General features: G+C 67.4%; 16 protein-coding genes. 15 read left to right on the top strand and 1 reads right to left on the bottom strand.

The window, feature by feature from the left end; all coding sequences use genetic code 11:
- The first annotated feature begins 12 nt into the window (after nucleotides 1-12).
- From WS61_RS15605 to WS61_RS15570, 8 genes are all read left to right on the top strand, one after another.
- Nucleotides 13-366: a YciI family protein gene (locus WS61_RS15605; protein WP_027782496.1), complete on the top strand. Its 354-nt coding sequence runs from the start codon at nucleotides 13-15 to the stop codon at nucleotides 364-366.
- A 125-nt stretch (nucleotides 367-491) separates the two neighbouring features.
- Nucleotides 492-911: a YciI family protein gene (locus tag WS61_RS15600; RefSeq protein ID WP_011548204.1), complete on the top strand. Its 420-nt coding sequence runs from the start codon at nucleotides 492-494 to the stop codon at nucleotides 909-911.
- Nucleotides 912-937: 26 nt separating this feature from the next.
- Nucleotides 938-1,354 carry a VOC family protein gene (locus WS61_RS15595; RefSeq protein ID WP_059501261.1) on the top strand — a complete coding sequence of 139 codons (417 nt, stop codon included), beginning with the start codon at nucleotides 938-940 and terminating at the stop codon, nucleotides 1,352-1,354.
- Nucleotides 1,351-2,619 carry an RNA polymerase sigma factor gene (locus WS61_RS15590; protein ID WP_059501259.1) on the top strand — a complete coding sequence of 423 codons (1,269 nt, stop codon included), beginning with the start codon at nucleotides 1,351-1,353 and terminating at the stop codon, nucleotides 2,617-2,619. Before WS61_RS15595 ends, WS61_RS15590 begins: the two co-directional genes overlap by 4 nt.
- 228 nt (nucleotides 2,620-2,847) lie before the next feature.
- Nucleotides 2,848-3,270: a rubrerythrin family protein gene (locus tag WS61_RS15585; protein ID WP_006497294.1), complete on the top strand. Its 423-nt coding sequence runs from the start codon at nucleotides 2,848-2,850 to the stop codon at nucleotides 3,268-3,270.
- Between the two features lie 111 nt (nucleotides 3,271-3,381).
- Nucleotides 3,382-4,719 (top strand): heterodisulfide reductase-related iron-sulfur binding cluster, encoded by a 1,338-nt coding sequence (locus WS61_RS15580; RefSeq protein ID WP_059501257.1) that lies wholly within the window; start codon nucleotides 3,382-3,384, stop codon nucleotides 4,717-4,719.
- A gap of 26 nt (nucleotides 4,720-4,745) precedes the next feature.
- Entirely contained in the window at nucleotides 4,746-5,327 is a 582-nt protein-coding gene (locus WS61_RS15575) for a DUF3501 family protein (protein WP_059501255.1), read from the top strand.
- A 717-nt stretch (nucleotides 5,328-6,044) separates the two neighbouring features.
- Complete coding sequence (locus WS61_RS15570) at nucleotides 6,045-6,986, top strand: transposase (RefSeq protein WP_059501253.1); 942 nt, start codon at nucleotides 6,045-6,047, stop codon at nucleotides 6,984-6,986.
- Nucleotides 6,987-7,127: 141 nt separating this feature from the next.
- On the opposite strand, the gene WS61_RS15565 is transcribed toward WS61_RS15570, so the two are convergent.
- Complete coding sequence (locus tag WS61_RS15565) at nucleotides 7,128-8,663, bottom strand: mannose-1-phosphate guanylyltransferase/mannose-6-phosphate isomerase (protein ID WP_059501251.1); 1,536 nt, start codon at nucleotides 8,661-8,663, stop codon at nucleotides 7,128-7,130.
- Between the two features lie 431 nt (nucleotides 8,664-9,094).
- Between WS61_RS15565 and WS61_RS15560 the strand changes: the two genes are divergently transcribed.
- The 7 genes from WS61_RS15560 to WS61_RS15530 all read left to right on the top strand — a co-directional run bounded on the left by WS61_RS15560 (nucleotide 9,095) and on the right by WS61_RS15530 (nucleotide 18,088).
- Entirely contained in the window at nucleotides 9,095-10,468 is a 1,374-nt protein-coding gene (locus WS61_RS15560; protein ID WP_059501393.1) for an undecaprenyl-phosphate glucose phosphotransferase, read from the top strand.
- Nucleotides 10,469-10,542: 74 nt separating this feature from the next.
- Complete coding sequence (locus WS61_RS15555; RefSeq protein WP_059501249.1) at nucleotides 10,543-11,955, top strand: UDP-glucose/GDP-mannose dehydrogenase family protein; 1,413 nt, start codon at nucleotides 10,543-10,545, stop codon at nucleotides 11,953-11,955.
- 30 nt (nucleotides 11,956-11,985) lie between these two features.
- On the top strand, nucleotides 11,986-12,429 hold the full coding sequence (locus tag WS61_RS15550) for a low molecular weight protein-tyrosine-phosphatase (RefSeq protein ID WP_059501246.1): 444 nt from the start codon (nucleotides 11,986-11,988) through the stop codon (nucleotides 12,427-12,429).
- The gene (locus WS61_RS15545) at nucleotides 12,423-13,601 is read left to right on the top strand and encodes a polysaccharide biosynthesis/export family protein (protein WP_059501244.1); all 1,179 of its coding nucleotides are present in this window, start codon (nucleotides 12,423-12,425) and stop codon (nucleotides 13,599-13,601) included. Before WS61_RS15550 ends, WS61_RS15545 begins: the two co-directional genes overlap by 7 nt.
- Before the next feature lie 50 nt (nucleotides 13,602-13,651).
- A complete protein-coding gene (locus WS61_RS15540; RefSeq protein ID WP_059501242.1) occupies nucleotides 13,652-15,877 on the top strand; it encodes a polysaccharide biosynthesis tyrosine autokinase in 2,226 nt (741 codons plus the stop codon).
- A gap of 62 nt (nucleotides 15,878-15,939) precedes the next feature.
- The gene (locus WS61_RS15535; RefSeq protein WP_059501241.1) at nucleotides 15,940-16,899 is read left to right on the top strand and encodes a glycosyltransferase family 2 protein; all 960 of its coding nucleotides are present in this window, start codon (nucleotides 15,940-15,942) and stop codon (nucleotides 16,897-16,899) included.
- 43 nt (nucleotides 16,900-16,942) lie between these two features.
- Complete coding sequence (locus WS61_RS15530; RefSeq protein ID WP_059501240.1) at nucleotides 16,943-18,088, top strand: glycosyltransferase family 4 protein; 1,146 nt, start codon at nucleotides 16,943-16,945, stop codon at nucleotides 18,086-18,088.
- Nucleotides 18,089-18,095 lie beyond the last annotated feature (7 nt).

Raw genomic sequence — 18,095 nt, 5'->3', positions numbered from 1 at the left:
CAGGAGAAATCCATGTCTTACATGCTGTTGATTGTCGAACCGACCGAACAGCGCGCCGAGCGCACGCTCGACGAAGGTCAGGCGCTTTATGCGCGAATGGTCGATTTCGCCGAGTCGCTGAAGGCGCGCGGCGTGCTGCGCGGCGTCGAGTCGCTGGAGCGGTCCGAGCGCGGTACGCGCGTGCAGGTGCGCGACGGCGAGACGCGCCTGCTCGACGGCCCGTTCGCGGAGGCGAAGGAGATGATCGGAGGCTTCTTCCTCGTCGACGTCGACACGCGCGAGGAAGCGATCGAGATCGCGCGCCAGTGCCCGGCCGCGCAATGGTGCACGGTCGAGGTGCGCGCGGTCGGCCCGTGCTTCCTCTGAGCGTCGCGACTCGGTATTTACCCTGATTTGTCGTGGCGCGTGTCGATCCGGCCGTCTTCCGCCCGTCGTCCGGATAAGGCGCCGCGGAACGGGCGCCGCCTTCCACCGACGACAAGGAGTAAACGATGCGATTCATGATCATGATCCGGGCGAACGCCGTCAGCGAATCCGACGCGTTGCCGGATAACCGGCTGGTCGAGGCCATGACGGTCTATCACGAGGAACTGGCGAAGGCCGGCGTGCTGCTCGACGCCAACGGCCTGAGGCCGAGCGCCCATGGCTGGCGCGTGCGCTACACGGGCGGCAAGGGCACGGTGATCGACGGCCCGTTCGCCGAAACGAAGGAACTGATCGCCGGCTATACGCTGATCCAGGTGCGTTCGCGCGACGAAGCGCTCGAATGGACGCGCCGGTTCCCCGCGCCGTTCGGCGCCGAGCTCGATTGCGAGATCGAGGTGCGGCCGCTGTTCGAGCTCGACGACCTGACGCCGAGCGACGCGGTCGAGCGGTTCCGCGATCTCCACGTCGGTCGTAGCCACGCCTGAATCCAACCTCACCGGGAGCACCCGTCATGCACAAGATGGTTTTCATCAATCTGCCGGTAGCCGACTTGCCGCGCGCGAAGACGTTCTACCAGGCGCTCGGCTTCGAGGTCGTGCCGGCCTATACCAACGATCAGGCCGCCTGCATCCGGATCGGCGACGCGATCTTCGCGATGCTGCTCGTGCGGCCGTTTTTCCAGACCTTCACCGACAAGACCATCATCGATCCGGCGACGCACATTCAGGTGTTGTCGTGCCTGTCGTGCGACAGCCGTGCCGAAGTCGACGCGATCGTCGCGAAGGCGCTGGCGGCAGGCGGGGCCGCGCCGCAGGCGCCGCGCGAGTACCCGAACATGTACGGCCACGGGTTCACCGATCCGGACGGTCACACGTGGGAACTGATGGCCATGCCGCTGGATGCGTCCGCCCAGGGGCAGGCGTCGTGACGCATGAAGCGACTCATCGTGCGATCGAAGCGGTCTGGCGAATCGAGGCGCCGAAGATCATCGCGCGCGCCGCGCGCGTGGTGCGCGACGTCGGCGTGGCCGAGGAGCTGGCGCAGGACACGCTCGTCGCGGCGCTCGAGCATTGGCCCGTCGACGGCGTGCCCGACAACCCGGCCGCCTGGCTGATGACGGCCGTGAAGCGTCGCGCGCTCGACCGGGTCCGGCAGGAGTCGCTTCATGCGGCGAAGCGCGACCAGCTTGGTCACGAGATGGACGCGCTCGAAGCGCATGTCGTCCCCGATATCGCGGACGCACTCGCCGACGCGCGCGACGACGACATCGGCGACGACCTCCTCCGGCTGATCTTCACGTCGTGCCACCCGGTGCTGTCGACCGACGCGCGCGTCGCGCTGACGCTGCGGCTGCTCGGCGGGCTGACGACGGGCGAGATCGCGCGTGCGTTCCTGACGCCCGAGCCGACGATCGCGCAGCGGATCGTGCGCGCGAAGCGCACGCTCGCGGCGGCGCACGTGCCGTTCGAGGTGCCGGCCGCCGATGCGCGGCCTGCGCGGCTCGCATCGGTGCTCGAAGTGATCTATCTCGTGTTCAACGAAGGCCATGCGGCGACGGCAGGCGACGACTGGATGCGTCCGGCGCTATGCGACGAGGCGTTGCGGCTCGGCCGCGTGCTCGCCGGGCTCGCGCCGGACGAAAGCGAAGTGCTCGGGCTCGTCGCGCTGATGGAGCTGCAGGCGTCGCGCATGCATGCACGCGTCGACGCGCAGGGCCGGCCCGTGCTGCTGCTCGACCAGGACCGCAGCCGCTGGGATCCGTTGCTGATCCGGCGCGGCCTCGCGGCGCTGGAGCGGGCGACGAAGCTCGGCGGCGTGCGCGGGCCGTATGCGCTGCAGGCGGCGCTCGCCGCGTGCCACGCGCGTGCGCGGCAGGCTTCGGACACCGACTGGGTGCAGATCGTCGCGCTGTACGACGCGCTCGCCGAAGTCGCGCCGTCGCCGGTCGTCGAGCTGAATCGCGCGGTCGCGGTGGGGATGGCGTTCGGGCCGGCTGCGGCGCTCGAACTCGTCGACGTGCTGCGCGACGATCCGGCGCTTGCGCGCTATCACTGGCTGCCGAGCGTGCGCGGCGATCTGCTCGCGAAGCTCGGCCGCGCCGACGAGGCCAAGCGGGAGTTCCGCCGCGCGGCGGAACTGACGCGCAACGAGCGTGAGCGCGAATTGCTGCTCAAGCGGGCGATGGATGCATGACGCATGGCGCACGACCCGCGCGGCGCGGCGCGCGTCTTCCCGGCCATGTGCTGCGTTCCGCACCCGACAACCCGACACTATCGCCCGCATTGAAAAAGCCTATTGGGGGATGCGAACGCGAGCGCCTAGATTGAAGAGCACGATGCGCGCCCGGCGCACGCATCGTTCCCCACATATCTGATCGGCCCGGCGTCGCACGCGGCCGCGCCGACTCGAACGGAGGCGCAAATGGCTCAACTCAAGGGCAGCAAAACCGAAGAGAACCTGAAGGCCGCATTCGCGGGCGAATCGCAGGCGAATCGGCGCTATCTGTATTTCGCTTCGAAGGCCGACGTCGAGGGGCAGAACGACGTCGCCGCGCTGTTCCGCTCGACGGCCGAAGGCGAAACCGGCCATGCGCACGGCCATCTGGAATATCTGGAAGCCGTCGGCGATCCGGCCACGGGTTTGCCGTTCGGTTCGTCGCGGCTGAATCTCGAATCGGCGATCGCCGGCGAGACGCACGAATACACCGACATGTATCCGGGCATGGCGAAGACCGCGCGCGACGAAGGGTTCGACGAAATCGCGAACTGGTTCGAGACGCTCGCGAAGGCCGAACGCAGCCACGCGAACCGCTACACGAAGGCGTTGGACAGTCTCGTCGACTGACGGGCCGCCGCAGGTCGCACGGCAGCGCCGCGCGGCCGGCGGTTCGTTCATCGCCGCCCGCACCGCGCGGGCGGTGCGCCTGCGCACACGTACGCCACGCGGGAGCGCCCCATGCCCCACAAGGAAGGCAGTCTCGAAGCCCCGACCCGGCATCCGCTCGACTGGCAGTCCGAAGCGTTCTACGACCAGGCCGAGATCGATGCGGAAATGACGCGCGTATTCGACATCTGCGCCGGATGCCGGCGCTGCGTGTCGCTGTGCGGCGCGTTTCCGGCGCTGTTCGACCTGGTCGACGACACGCCGACGGGCGACATCGAGGAAGTGCCGAAGGCCGCATTCGGCAAGGTCGTCGACCAGTGCTATCTGTGCGACCTCTGCTACATGACGAAATGCCCGTACGTGCCGCCGCACGCTTGGAACGTCGATTTTCCGCACCTGATGCTGCGCGGCAAGGCTGCGCGTTACAAGCGCGGCGAAGCGCCGCTGCGCGACAAGGTGCTGTCGAATACCGATGCGCTCGGCCGTTTCGCGGGCATTCCGGTCGTCACGCAGACGGTCAACGCGGTGAACCGCACGCCGCCTGCGCGCCACGCGCTCGAAGCGGTGCTCGGCGTCGATCGCCATGCGTGGCTGCCGGAATTCGCGCCGCGCACGTTCCGGCGCGCCGCCAGGCGCTCGGACACGCCGCCCGTGCGCGACGGCGAACGCACGCCCGGCAAGGTCGCGATCTACGCGACGTGCTACGTGAATTTCAACGAGCCGGGGATCGGCCACGACCTGCTCGCGATTCTCGCGCACAACGAGATCCCGTACGAGCTCGTCACGCGCGAAGCGTGCTGCGGGATGCCGTTGCTCGAGCAGGGCAATCTCGAGGGCGTCGCCGCGAAGCAGGCGGTCAACATCCCCGTGCTCGAACGCTACGCGCGTGAAGGCTATGCGCTGATCGGCGCGATCCCGAGCTGCGTGCTGATGTACAAGAGCGAGCTGCCGCTGATGTTCCCAGCCGACGCGGCCGTGCGCGCGGTGGCCGACGCATTCTGGGATCCGTTCGAGTACGTGATCGCGCGACATCGCGACGGGCTGCTGAAGACCGATTTCAAAACCGGCCTCGGCACCGTGTCGTATCACGTGCCGTGCCATGCGCGCGTGCAGAACATCGGCCGCAAGACGGCCGATGCGCTGTCGCTCGTGCCCGATACGCGCGTGAACGTCGTCGAGCGCTGCTCCGGCCACGCGGGCACGTTCGGCGTGAAGAAGGCGTTCCATGCGGATGCGATGCGGATCGGCGCGCCCGTGTTCAAGGCGATGGCCGAGCCGCAGCCGGACGTCGTGTCGTCCGACTGCGCGCTCGCCGGCCATCACATCGTGCAGGGCATCGACGAGAAGGGGCTGCCGCAAGCGCCGCTCGCGCATCCGTTGACGTTGCTGCGCCGCGCGTACGGCATCTGAGCCGCCGGCCGCCCACGAGGACATCCATGACGCTGACCCGCGACTCCCTGCTGACGCTCGAAGCGTACGCGAAGATCCGCAAGGCCGAACACGCGCGGCTCGTCGCGTACAAGCGCCGCCGCGCGGTGGCGCTCGGCAATCACCTGCGTTTCCTGTTCGAGGACGAGACGACGATCCGCTACCAGATCCACGAGATGCTGCACATCGAGAAGATCTTCGACGAAGCCGGCATCGCAGCGGAGCTCGACGCGTATCTGCCGCTGGTGCCCGACGGTACCAACCTGAAGGCGACGATGCAGATCGAGTACGAGCACGAGGTCGAACGGCGCGCGGCGCTCGCGCGGCTGATCGGGGTCGAGGATCGCGTGTACCTGCGGGTCGACGGGCACGCGAGCGTCTACGCGATCGCCGACGAGGATCTCGAGCGCGACAACGCCGAGAAAACGTCGGCCGTGCACTTCGTCCGCTTCGAGTTCGATGCGCCGATGCGCGCTGCGCTCAAGGGCGGGGCGGCGCTGTCGATCGGCTGCGATCATCCGGCCTATACGATGCCGCCGCAGCGTATCGACGCGGACGTGGCCGCGGCGCTGGCCGGCGATCTGCGCTGAGGGGCGCCTGCCGCGCCTGCCGGCTCCCGCCTTTCCGTTCCGACCCGAAACCGGCGCGCCGCACGCGCTGGGGGGCGGCTGCTCGCCTGTTTCCCCGAAAATGTAACAACCGTGACGGATTTGCATGCGGGGACATAGTGGGCGCGCTGCGTCAGCGTATTTTCATTACTCGCAGAGAAACAATAAAAAGATTGTGCATGGAGATAATTCGATTCTCCGAAAATCGAATGATTTACCGATTCGTGAATATCTTGTTACGAATTTTTCCCTGATTTACCGATCTCGGGAAGCCATTTCGGGGAGTGTCGCGCGTGGGGTCGGAGCAGGCCGCAGCGGCCCGTTCACGGCATTCTTCAGACGCTGCGAAGCCCCGCCAGACGGGCCTTTGCAGCCGCCGGCATAAAGATCTCGCAAAAAAATTCAAGCGTAAATGGATTGCTCGCCCATGGCAGGTTGTTTCAGTGCGTAACATTAAGTCATTGTCATATTGAGATAAACCCTGAGGATGGTATGCTTCGTGCACAAAAATTCCCACATTGGAGTGAGACCGCGATTTGTGCGCCATTGCCGGGAATCGCGGCACCGTGAAAGTGCGGTGTCGCCCGGTATGCACAACGCCGGATAACCATAATGTGCAACCTGGCCGCCCCGCGACGCGATGTGTCGCGACGGCGCCGCCAATCGCAGCCCCGGCCTGGCTGCGTGGAGAGATCGACTATGTTCTTCGATGAGCTTAACGATGAAGAGTGGTTTCGCCTTTCAGCGCTGATCGCCGATGAACCCATCCGGCTGAACCGTCGCGGGCGTCCGCGCGCCGAACCGCGCGTCGTCGCCAACGCGGTGCTCTGGATCCTGACGACCGGGGAAGCCTGGTCAAAGCTGCCTGGTCGCTATCCATCCGGGCCGACGTGCCGCCGCCGCTACGAAGAGTGGCTCGCGAACGGCACGCTGCTGAAGATGATCGACGTGCTGACCCAGTTCAGCGGGCGCACGTTCGCGTATATTCCGCCGCCGCCCGTCGCGGTCGCGCCGGCCCGCCGCGCGGAGCCCGTGCCCGACAACGACCGTCTGCGCGGCGTGTTCTGGCAGAACCCCGAGTCGTGGCAATTGCCGGTTGCGCAGGCAAACGTTTGGCCGGGCGAGGGTGCGTCGCTGAGCACGATGCGGGACGACCAGGTGGACGGCCGCTCCGACGTGTCGTTCACGGTGCCCGGCGCGCCGGCCCCGGAGTTGCGCCATGTGCGGGCGTCGGCGGCGAGCTTCGCCGCGGCCGAGCCGCAGGTCGACGAATATCGTGGCTACACGATCAGCGGGATCGCGCAGCCCGTGCAGAACCTGATGTATCGCGCATGGGCCGAGATCTCGCAGGACGACCGGCGCGTCGAGCGCTCGGGCCTGATCGGCCCGCGCTTCACCGACGCCGAGGAAGCCGAGCAGTACGCGCTCGACTGGGCGCGCCAGTGGATCGATCGCCACGGTGCGAGCGACGCGCCGGCGCGCGAGCCGCAGGGCGAAGTGCTGGCCGGCTTGTCGGCCCTGGCGCGCGCGGAGTCGGACATCAAGCGCTTCATCGCCGAGCGTCGCGCGGGCGCGTTGTCGGAGAGCCGCAACGATCCCGTGCAGTCGGAACGTCGCGAATACGAGTACCGCGTGGGCTGATCGCCGTTGCCGTGCAACGCGCGGGCCGTCGTGCGCCACGACGCCCGCGCGCAAGTCCGGTGTCTCCTTCGGTGTCTCCATGTCTGCCTTGCCCGGGCGCCGCTGTCGAGGCGGCGCCCTTTCGTGCATGACGGCGACGCGTTACTGTCTGCCGTAGGTATCGTCGAAGCGGACGATGTCGTCCTCGCCGAGATACGCACCCGACTGCACTTCGATCAGCTCGAGCGGCATCTTGCCCGGGTTCTCCAGGCGGTGCGATACGCCGAGCGGAATGTACGTCGATTCGTTTTCGGACAGCAGGAACGTTTCGTCGCCGCGCGTGATGCGCGCGGTGCCGCGCACGACGATCCAGTGCTCGGCGCGGTGGTGGTGCATCTGCAGCGACAGTTGTGCGCCCGGCTTCACGACGATGCGTTTCACCTGGAAGCGCTCGCCCATGTCGACTGAGTCGTAGTGGCCCCACGGACGATGCACCTTGCGGTGATCGGTCGCTTCGGAGCCTTGTCGCGCCTTGATGTGCCCGACGATCTTCTTCACGTCCTGCACGCGCGATTTATCCGCGACGAGCACGGCGTCGGGCGTTTCGACGACGACCAGATTCTGCGTGCCGACGCACGCGACGAGCCGGCTTTCCGAATGCGCGAACGTCGATTCGGCGCCTTCGAACAGCACGTGGCCGCGGCCGACGTTGCCGGTTTCGTCCTTCGGCGAGATCTGCCAGATCGCATCCCACGAACCGACGTCCGACCAGCCGGCGTCGAGCGGCACGACGACGCTCTCGCACAGTTGCGGCAGGCTCGCGAGCGGTTCCATCACCGCGTAGTCGATCGAGTTCGACGGCGATGCGGCAAATGCGTCGCGATCGACGCGGAAGAAGTCGCCGTCCTCCTTGCCCTGCGCGACGGCCCGTTCGCAGGCCGCGTAGATCGCGGGTTCGAGCTGCCGGATCGCCTTCAGCCAGACCGACGCGCGCACGATGAAGATCCCGCTGTTCCACCAGTATTCGCCCGAAGCGACGTACTGCTGCGCGAGTTCGAGGTGCGGCTTCTCGACGAAACGGTCGAGGCGGCGCACGTCGAGGGGGCCGGTTCCGGCGTCGCCGAGCGGCGCGCCGACGCGGATGTAGCCGTAGCCGGTTTCCGCGTGCTTCGGCACGATGCCCATCGTCGCGATCTTGCCTTGCGCGGCGCAGTGCACGCCGGCCGCGACGGCCGCGTGAAAGCGCGGCACGTCCGCGACCGCATGGTCGGCCGGCATCACGGTCATCACCGCGTCGTTGCCGCCGGCGACGAGCCGCAGCGCGGCGAGCGTCAGCGCCGGTGCGGTGTCGCGACCGAGCGGTTCGAGCATGATCGTCGCGTGCTTGGCCGTCAGGCGCAGTTGCTCGGCGGTCGTGAAGCGGTGATCCTCCCCGCAGACGATCAGCACGTCGTCGTTGAGCGGATGATCGGCCGTCAGGCCGTCGAGGCGCAGCGCGGTGGACTGCAGCAGCGAGTGATCGCCGAGCAGGCCGATCAGCTGTTTCGGAAAACGCTCGCGCGACATCGGCCACAGGCGCGTGCCGGAACCGCCGGCGAGAATCACGGGCTGCACGGCGAGACGCGTGCCGGCAGCGGGTGCGGCGGGTGCGACGGAAGTAGAAGGGCGCGTTTCGGCGACCACTGCCGGAGCATTCATGATGACACTCTCCACGGTTGAAGTCAGTGCCTGTCGTTGTAGCATGAAGTAAATCGACAATAAAACCGGACCCAATGCCGGATATCCGCCGCGCATTCGTCCGGGAGAATTTTCCGCGATAGCACCGGCCGGCAATAAAAAAATAAAAAATAATTCCGGGTGCCGGCCGGACACGACCGCCCGCAAAGGCCGACCGGGAAGCGTAACGATTCCGAAAAAATCCCCATTCCCGACCGATTCGGGAAAACCTGCCGATTTAATTAAAAAAGATCGCGGCAAGAATTTCCGATTATTTTTCGAAATACTTGTGCGCTTGAGGAGGAATTTTCTTGTCGCTTCAATAGCGTCATGCAACGTTTGAATCGAATGTGCGGCATGGGCTGCGCAAGGCGCTGTTCGGCAAACGCCTGTTCAAAGAAGAGGAAACAGACATGTTGAGCGTGCTGGCGAGAGTCATCGATATCGCGATGGTCGTGACGGGTGCGCTGATCGCGGCCGCGTTGCACGACGGCAGCATCGGGCTCAGCGACCTGCAGCGCACGACGGTGCTGTTCGACTGCCTGCTGGTCGTCGTGTTCTTTCCGGCCGTGGGCATCTACCAGTCGTGGCGCGGCAAGCGTCTCGTCGGGCTGGTGGTCCGCGTTGCGTTCGCGTGGCTCGCCGTGGAGCTCGCGGGCATCCTGCTGAGTTTCAGCTTTCACCAGTCGGGCGACCTGTCGCGGCTGTGGCTGGGCTACTGGGCGCTCGCGACGATGGCGCTGCTCGCATGCTCGAAAGCCTGCGTGCACGTGGTGCTGCGGCAATTGCGCCGCGGCGGCTACAACCTGAAGGCGGTCGCGATCGTCGGCGGCACGCCGGCGGCACGGCGGCTGATCGCGCAGATGCGGGCGCGGCCGGAAGCCGGCTTCAACCCGGTGTGCGTGTACGACGAAAGCGAGGCGCCGGGCGAAGTCGCGCTCGACGACGTGCGTATCGAGCGGCAGTTCGAATCGCTGGTGTGGCTGGTGCGCAGCCGCGCGATCAGCGAGCTGTGGCTCACGCTGCCGATCACGGAGGAGCGTCGGATTCACGAGATCGTGACGGTGTTCCGGCACGACTTCGTGAACATCCGCTTCATTCCGGACGTGCGCACGTTGTCGTTCTTCAACCAGGAAGTGGTCGAGGTGCTCGGCGTGCCGGCGATCAACCTCGCGGCGTCGCCGATCACCGACGTGCGGATCCTGCCGAAGTTCGTGTTCGACCGGCTGTTCGCGCTGGCGGCGCTCATGGCGCTCGCGCCGGTGATGGTGCTGATCGCGGTTCTGATCAAGCTGACCTCGCGCGGGCCGGTGTTCTTTCGGCAGAAGCGCAAGGGCATCGACGGGCACGAATTCGAGATCTACAAGTTTCGCTCGATGAAGGTGCATCAGGAAGTGGCCGGGCAGGTCACGCAGGCAACGAAGAACGACTCGCGCGTGACGCCGGTCGGCCGGTTCCTGCGGCGCACGAGTCTCGACGAGCTGCCGCAGTTCATCAACGTGCTGAAGGGCGAGATGTCGGTGGTGGGTCCGCGCCCGCATGCGCTCGCGCACGACGACATCTACAAGGATCTGGTCAAGGGCTACATGTTCCGCTATCGGATCAAGCCGGGCATCACCGGGTGGGCGCAGATCAACGGCTTTCGCGGCGAGACCGACCAGATCGAGAAGATGATGGGCCGCGTGAAGCTCGATCTGTACTACATGCAGAACTGGTCGTTCTGGCTCGACATCAAGATCGTCGTGCTGACGCTGTGGAAAGGCTTCACCGGCAGCAACGCGTACTGACACCGACGCGCTGCGTCACGCAGGCATTCCGGTTTTCCGAATTTCGAATCATTGGTCAAGGGGTCCGACACATCATGAATCTGACTATCATCGGCAGCGGTTACGTAGGGCTTGTCACCGGCGCCTGTCTCGCGGACATCGGGCACGACGTGTTCTGTCTCGACGTCGACCAGGCGAAGATCGACATCCTGAACGGCGGCGGTGTGCCGATCCACGAACCGGGCCTGAAGGAAGTCATCGCGCGCAACCGCTCGGCCGGCCGCCTGCGCTTCTCGACCGACATCGAGGCCGCGGTCGCGCACGGCGACGTGCAGTTCATCGCGGTCGGCACGCCGCCCGACGAGGACGGCTCGGCCGACCTGCAATACGTGCTCGCGGCGGCGCGCAACATCGGCCGCTACATGACCGGCTTCAAGGTGATCGTCGACAAGTCGACGGTGCCGGTCGGCACGGCCGAGCGCGTGCGCGCGGCGGTCGCCGAGGAGCTCGCGAAGCGCGGCGGCGACCAGATGTTCTCGGTCGTGTCGAATCCGGAATTCCTGAAGGAAGGCGCGGCCGTCGACGATTTCACGCGGCCGGACCGTATCGTGATCGGCTGCGACGACGACGTGCCGGGCGAGCGCGCCCGCGAGCTGATGAAGAAGCTCTACGCGCCGTTCAACCGCAATCACGAGCGCACGCTGTACATGGACGTGCGTTCGGCCGAGTTCACGAAATACGCGGCGAACGCGATGCTCGCGACGCGCATCTCGTTCATGAACGAACTGGCGAACCTCGCCGACCGCTTCGGCGCGGACATCGAGGCCGTGCGCCGCGGGATCGGCTCCGATCCGCGCATCGGCTATCACTTCCTGTATGCCGGCTGCGGCTACGGCGGCTCGTGCTTCCCGAAGGACGTCGAGGCGCTGATCCGCACGGCCGACGAGCACGGCCAGTCGCTGCAGATCCTGAAGGCGGTGTCGTCGGTCAACGCGACGCAAAAGCGCGTGCTCGCCGACAAGATCGTCGCGCGCTTCGGCGAGGACCTGAGCGGCCGCACGTTCGCGCTGTGGGGCCTCGCGTTCAAGCCGAACACCGACGATATGCGCGAGGCGCCGAGCCGCGAGCTGATCGCCGAGCTGCTCTCGCGCGGCGCGCGCGTCGCCGCCTACGACCCGGTCGCGCAGCAGGAAGCGCGCCGCGTGATCGCGCTCGATCTCGCCGATCACCCGAGCTGGCTCGAGCGCCTGACCTTCGTCGACGACGAGGCGCAGGCCGCGCGAGACGCCGACGCGCTCGTGATCGTCACCGAATGGAAGGCGTTCAAGAGCCCCGACTTCGTCGCGCTCGGCCGCCTGTGGAAGACGCCCGTGATCTTCGACGGCCGCAACCTGTACGAGCCGGAGACGATGAGCGAGCAGGGCATCGAGTACCACCCGATCGGCCGGCCGGGCTCGCGCCAGGCCGTCGCCGCCCGCGTGCCGGGCGCCGCGCGCGCCGGCGCGTAACCCGTTTTCCGTCACTCGTTACGAGACGCCATGTTCCGGAACATCCTGATCGTCTGCCACGCGAACGTCTGCCGCAGCCCGGCGGCGGAAATGCTGTTCAAGTCGCACGCCGCGTCGCGCGGCGGCCCGCGCCCGACGTTCCATTCGGCCGGCGTGCACGCGAACGACGGCGACGGCATCGATCCGGTGATGCGGCAACTGCTGGCGGAGCGGGGCGTCGATGCGACGACCCATCGCTCGCGGCGGCTGTCGCGCCGGATCGTGCGCGACGCCGACCTGATTCTCGTCAGCGAGCGCGATCAGATCAAGGCCGTCGAATCGGTCGATCCGTTCGCGCGCGGCAAGGTCCACCTGCTGGGCAAGTGGGAGGACGCCGAGATCGCGGATCCGCATGGCGGCCCCGAGGCCGACTATCGCGAGAGCTACTCATTGATCGAACGTCTGGTTCAAGGATGGCTGCAAAAACTATGCTGAAACGTCCCATGCGCCCGCTGGCGCTCGCCGTCGCGCTGACGACATTCCTGTCGGCGTGTGCGACCGCGCCCGGCAACTACCTCGACTCGTCGAACCTGAAGGACGACGGCCGGCAGGAAGCGGCCGAGACCTATCCGGTTCATTACATCGACGCCAAAGTGGTGATGGATCAGCTGCAGAAAGCGCAGGTCGACCATCCGCTGCCGCCCGGGCGCTTTACCGATCCGTCGCAGTACACGTATCGCGTCGGCCCGCAGGACATTCTCGGCGTCACCGTGTGGGACCACCCGGAGCTGACGACGCCGCAGGGCCAGTCGTTCTCGAGCGGCGGCAACACGACGCAATCGGTCGCGGGCGCGCTGCAGCAGCCGTATACGACCGCGCTGCCGGGTCAGGCCGATCCGTACGGCCAGACCGTGGCGGCCGACGGCACGATCTTCTTCCCGTTCGTCGGCCGCATTCGCGTGGCGGGCAAGACGGTCGCGCAGATCCGCGACGAGATGGCGTCCAGCCTGTCGCGCTACGTGAAGAACCCGCAGCTCGACGTGCGCGTGCTGTCGTTCCGCAGCCAGAAGGTGCAGGTGACGGGCGAGGTGAAGCAGCCGGGCCCGCTCGCGGTGAGCGACGTGCCGCTCACGCTGGTCGACGCGATCTCGCGCTCGGGCGGCTCGACCGCCGAGGCCGACCTGCAGCGCGTGCGGCTCACGCGCGACGGCAAGCTGTACACGCTCGATGCGAACGGCGTGCTCGATCGCGGCGAGGTGAAGCAGAACGTGATGCTGCAGCCGGGCGACATCGTCAACGTGCCGGACCGCAGCGACAGCCGCGTGTTCATCATGGGCGAGGTCAAGACGCCGGTCACGGTGCCGATGCTCAAGGGCAAGCTGACCATCGCCGACGCGCTGACGGCCGGCGGCGGGATTCTCGACACCGACGCGAACCCGCGCAAGATCTACGTGATGCGCGGGATGCGCGACAACCCGACGAAGCCCGAAGTGTTCCGTCTCGACATGACGCAGCCCGATGCGCTGATGCTGTCGAGCCGCTTCCCGCTTCAACCGCTCGACGTCGTCTACGTCAGCACGGCCGGCTCGGTGCAGTTCAACCGTGTGCTGCAGCAGGTGCTGCCGACGATCCAGACGATCTTCTACATGCGGCAAATCACGCGCTGATAGCCCGCCGGGGCGGCGTCCGCCCCCCGGCACCACTCAAGCGGGAACGAATGGTGAACACGCAAGCGAAACACTCCTACGCGGACCTGACCGCGAAAACCGAGGAAGAGGACGTCGTTCTCGGCCAGTTGCTCCAGGTCATCATGGACGACATCTGGCTGCTGCTCGGTATCGCGGTGATGGTCGTCGCGCTCGCCGGCCTCTATTGCTTCATCGCGAAGCCGGTCTACCAGGCGGACGTGCACGTGCGGGTCGAGGGCAACGACAACACGTCGCAGGCGCTCACGCAGACGCAGACGGGCGCGTCGATCAACAGCGGCCCGCAGCAGGCGCCGACCGATGCGGAAATCGAGATCATCAAGAGCCGCGGCGTCGTCACGCCGGTCGTCGAGCAGTTCAAGCTGAACTTCTCGGTCGCGCCGAAGACGCTGCCGGTGCTCGGCAGCCTCGCCGCGCGCCTCGCGACGCCGGGCCAGCCGTCGCGGCCGTGGCTCGGCCTGAAGTCGTATGCGTGGGGCGGCGAGCTCGCCGACGTCGACTCGATCAGCGTCGTGCCGGCGCTCGAAGGCAAGAAGCTGACGCTGACGGCCGGCCCGAACGGCACCTATTCGCTGGTCGACGCGAACGGCACGCGGCTGCTGGCGGGCCGCGTCGGGGAATCGGCGCAGGGCGGCGGCGTGACGCTGCTCGTGCAGAAGCTCGTCGCGCGTCCCGGCACGCAGTTCACGGTGGTCCGCTACAACGATCTCGACGCGATCACCGGTTTCCAGTCGGGCATCCAGGTAACCGAGCAGGGCAAGCAGACGGGCGTCGTGCAGATCTCGCTCGAAGGCAAGGACCCGGACCAGACCGCCGCGATCGCGAACGCGCTCGCGCAGTCGTACCTGAACCAGCACGTGATCGCGAAGCAGGCGGAAGCGACCAAGATGCTCGACTTCCTGAAGGGCGAGGAGCCGCGCCTGAAGGCCGATCTCGAACGTGCGGAAGCCGCGTTGACGCAGTACCAGCGCACCTCCGGGTCGATCAACGCGAGCGACGAGGCGAAGGTCTACCTCGAAGGCAGCGTGCAGTACGAACAGCAGATCGCCGCGCAGCGCCTGCAGCTCGCGTCGCTCGCGCAGCGCTTCACCGATTCGCACCCGATGGTGATCGCCGCGAAGCAGCAGCTCGCGGAGCTGCAGGGCGAGAAGGACAAGTTCAGCAACCGCTTCCGCAGCCTGCCGGCGACCGAGGTGAAGGCGGTCCAGCTCCAGCGCGACGCGAAGGTCGCCGAGGACATCTACGTGCTGCTGCTGAACCGCGTGCAGGAGCTGTCGGTGCAGAAGGCCGGCACGGGCGGCAACATCCACCTCGTCGATTCGGCGCTGCGCCCGGGCGATCCGATCAAGCCGAAGAAGGCGCTGATCCTGTCGGCCGCCGTGTTCCTGGGGCTGATCCTCGGCACCGGCGTCGTGTTCCTGCGCCGCAACCTGTTCCAGGGCATCGAGGATCCGGACCGCGTCGAGCGTACGTTCAACCTGCCGCTGTACGGGCTCGTCCCGCAGAGCGCCGAGCAGGTGAAGCTCGATGCCGCGGCCGAGAAGGGCGGCGGTCGCGCCCGGCCGATCCTCGCGAGCCTGCGTCCGAAGGACCTGAGCGTCGAAAGCATGCGCAGCCTGCGCACCGCGTTGCAGTTCGCGATGATGGACGCGAAGAATCGCGTGATCGTGCTGACCGGCCCGACGCCGGGCATCGGCAAGAGCTTCCTGACGGTCAACCTCGCGGTGCTGCTCGCGCATTCGGGCAAGCGCGTGCTGCTGATCGACGCCGACATGCGCCGCGGGATGCTCGACCGCTATTTCGGCCTCACCTCGCAGCCGGGGTTGTCGGAGCTGCTGAGCGACCAGTCCTCGCTCGAGGACGCGATCCGCGAGACGCCGGTGCAGGGCCTGTCGTTCATCGCGGCCGGCACGCGCCCGCCGAACCCGTCGGAGCTGCTGATGTCGACGCGCCTGCCGCAATACCTCGAAGGCCTCGGCAAGCGCTACGACGTCGTGCTGATCGATTCGCCGCCGGTACTCGCGGTGACCGACGCGACCATCATCGGCCGCATGGCCGGCGCCACCTTCCTGGTGCTGCGCTCGGGCATGCATACGGAAGGCGAGATCGCCGACGCGATCAAGCGCTTGCGTACCGCGGGCGTCGATCTGGAAGGCGGGATCTTCAATGGCGTGCCGCCGAAGGCACGCGGCTACGGCCGCGGCTATGCGGCCGTGCACGAATACCTGAGCGCTTGATCGCATTGCACGACACCGGGCCGGCGCGCGCCGCAACGGCCTGGCCGAATGGAGAACCCTCGATGAAAATTTCCGTGCTCGTTCCGACCTACCGGCGTCCCGCCGACCTCGCGCGCTGCCTGCTGGCGCTGCAGCGGCAGCAGCGGCTGCCCGACGAGGTGATCGTCGTCGCGCGCCCGGAGGACGACGCCACGCACGAACGGCTCGCCGATCCGGCGGTCGGCGGCGCGCTGCCGCTGCGCATCGTGCCGGTCGACGTGGCGGGGCAGGTGGCCGCGCTGAACAAGGGGCTCGACGCGTCGACCGGCGACATCGTCGCGATCACCGACGACGATGCGGCGCCGCACCCCGACTGGCTCGCGCGCATCGAAGCCGCGTTCCTGTCCGACCCGCGCGTGGGCGCGGTCGGCGGCCGCGACTGGGTGCACGAGAAGGGCCGCCTGCTCGACGAATCGCGAGAGCAGGTCGGCCGGCTCTCGCTGTCGGGCAAGATCATCGGCAATCATCACCTCGGCGTCGGCGGCGCGCGCACGGTCGACATGCTGAAAGGCGCGAACATGAGCTACCGCCGCGCGGCGATCGAACGGCTGCGCTTCGACACGCGGCTGCGCGGCGCCGGCGCGCAGGTGCACAACGACATGGCGTTCAGCATGGAAGTGCAGCGCGCGGGCTGGACGCTGCTGTACGACCCGGCGATCGCCGTCGATCATTTTCCGGCCGAGCGCTTCGACGACGACCGTCGCGATGCGGCCTCGCTGAACGCGATCAGCAACGGCGCGTACAACCTGCAGCTGACGCTGCGCGAGCATCTGCCGCCGGTACGGCGGGAGATCGCGTGGTGGTGGTGGACGCTGATCGGCACGCGCGTCTATCCGGGCTTCGCGCACGTGCTGTTGTCGCTGCCCACCGCGCGGCGTGCTCGCGTGCTCGCGCACTGGCGCGCGGTGCGCCGCGGCGCACGCGATGCGCGCCGCACGAATCTCGCCCCCCATCGTGCGGCGATGCCGCCGGTGACGTCTTGAACGGCCTGCGCACAATGCGCGCGGCCACGCCCGGAGGGCTCGCATGACCACGAAGGATGCAACGAAAGTTCACGTCCATTTGTTCTATGGCGCCGATCCGCGTACCTACCGGAAAGGCGACAACATCGGCTGCCTGTACGGCTATCACCACGCCGAATCCGACGAATTCCGGCTGACCTATTCGCAGGACGGCGGCGAGAACCGCGTCGTGAGCGTCGCGCGCCGTGCGCTGAAGGCGGCGCTCGGCTTCGACGTCGTGCATGCGTGGCGCAACCGCGCGGCGCTGCTCGATACCGACGTGATCTGGACCCACACCGAGCAGGAGCATCTGGCCGCCGCGCTGATCCTGAAGCTCGCCGGCGCGCAGGGCAAGCGCCCGCTGCTGCTCGCGCAGAGCGTGTGGCTGTTCGACAAATGGAACAGCTTCGGCGGCCCGCGCCGCTGGCTCTACCGCAAGCTGCTCGCGCGCGCCGACGTGCTGACCACGCTGGCTCGCGACAACGCCGACCTGTGCCGACGCTATCTCGGGCGCGAAGCCGAGTTCGTCTATTACGGGCTGAACACGCAGGATTTCCCGCCGGTCGAGCCGCAGCAATGGAAGCCGAACCGGCCGCTGCGGATCGCGGCGATCGGCAACGACCGCGACCGCGACTGGCGCACGTTCCTCGCCGCGTTCGGCGGCGACGAACGCTACGACGTGCGGCTCGCGACGCGCCGTCGCGTGCCGCGCGAGTGGCACGCGCCGAACGTGAAGATCGGCCCGGCGGCGGGGCTCGCGAAGCAGCACGAACTGTACGCGTGGGCCGACGTGATCGTCGTGCCGCTGCGGCCGAATTTCCACGCGTCGGGCATCACGGTGATGCTCGAGGCGGCGGCCGTCGGCAAGCCGATGATCGTGTCCGACGTGGGCGGCCTGAGCGACTACTTTCCGCACGATACGGCCGCCTATGTGCCGGCGTTCGACGCGCAGGCGATGCGCCAGGCCGCCGATCGCTTCGTCGCCGATCCGGTGGCGGCGCTCGACTGCGCGCGTGCGGCCGCCGCGTGCCTGCGCGAACGCGACCTGACCACGCAGGCGTTCGCCGAGCAGCACGTGCGGATCACGCGCGACATGCTGCGCCGGCGCCGCACACCCGCGGCGGCTGGCGTGGCGATGCCGCTCGCCGATTCGCGTCCTTCGTCGCAGTGAGCGCGCA

The sequence above is a fragment of the Burkholderia sp. ABCPW 11 genome (genome assembly GCF_001523445.1).
In the GTDB taxonomy this organism is placed as follows: domain Bacteria; phylum Pseudomonadota; class Gammaproteobacteria; order Burkholderiales; family Burkholderiaceae; genus Burkholderia.
Note: the sequence above shows the minus strand (reverse complement) of the source record. Positions and strands in the feature narration are given on the sequence as shown.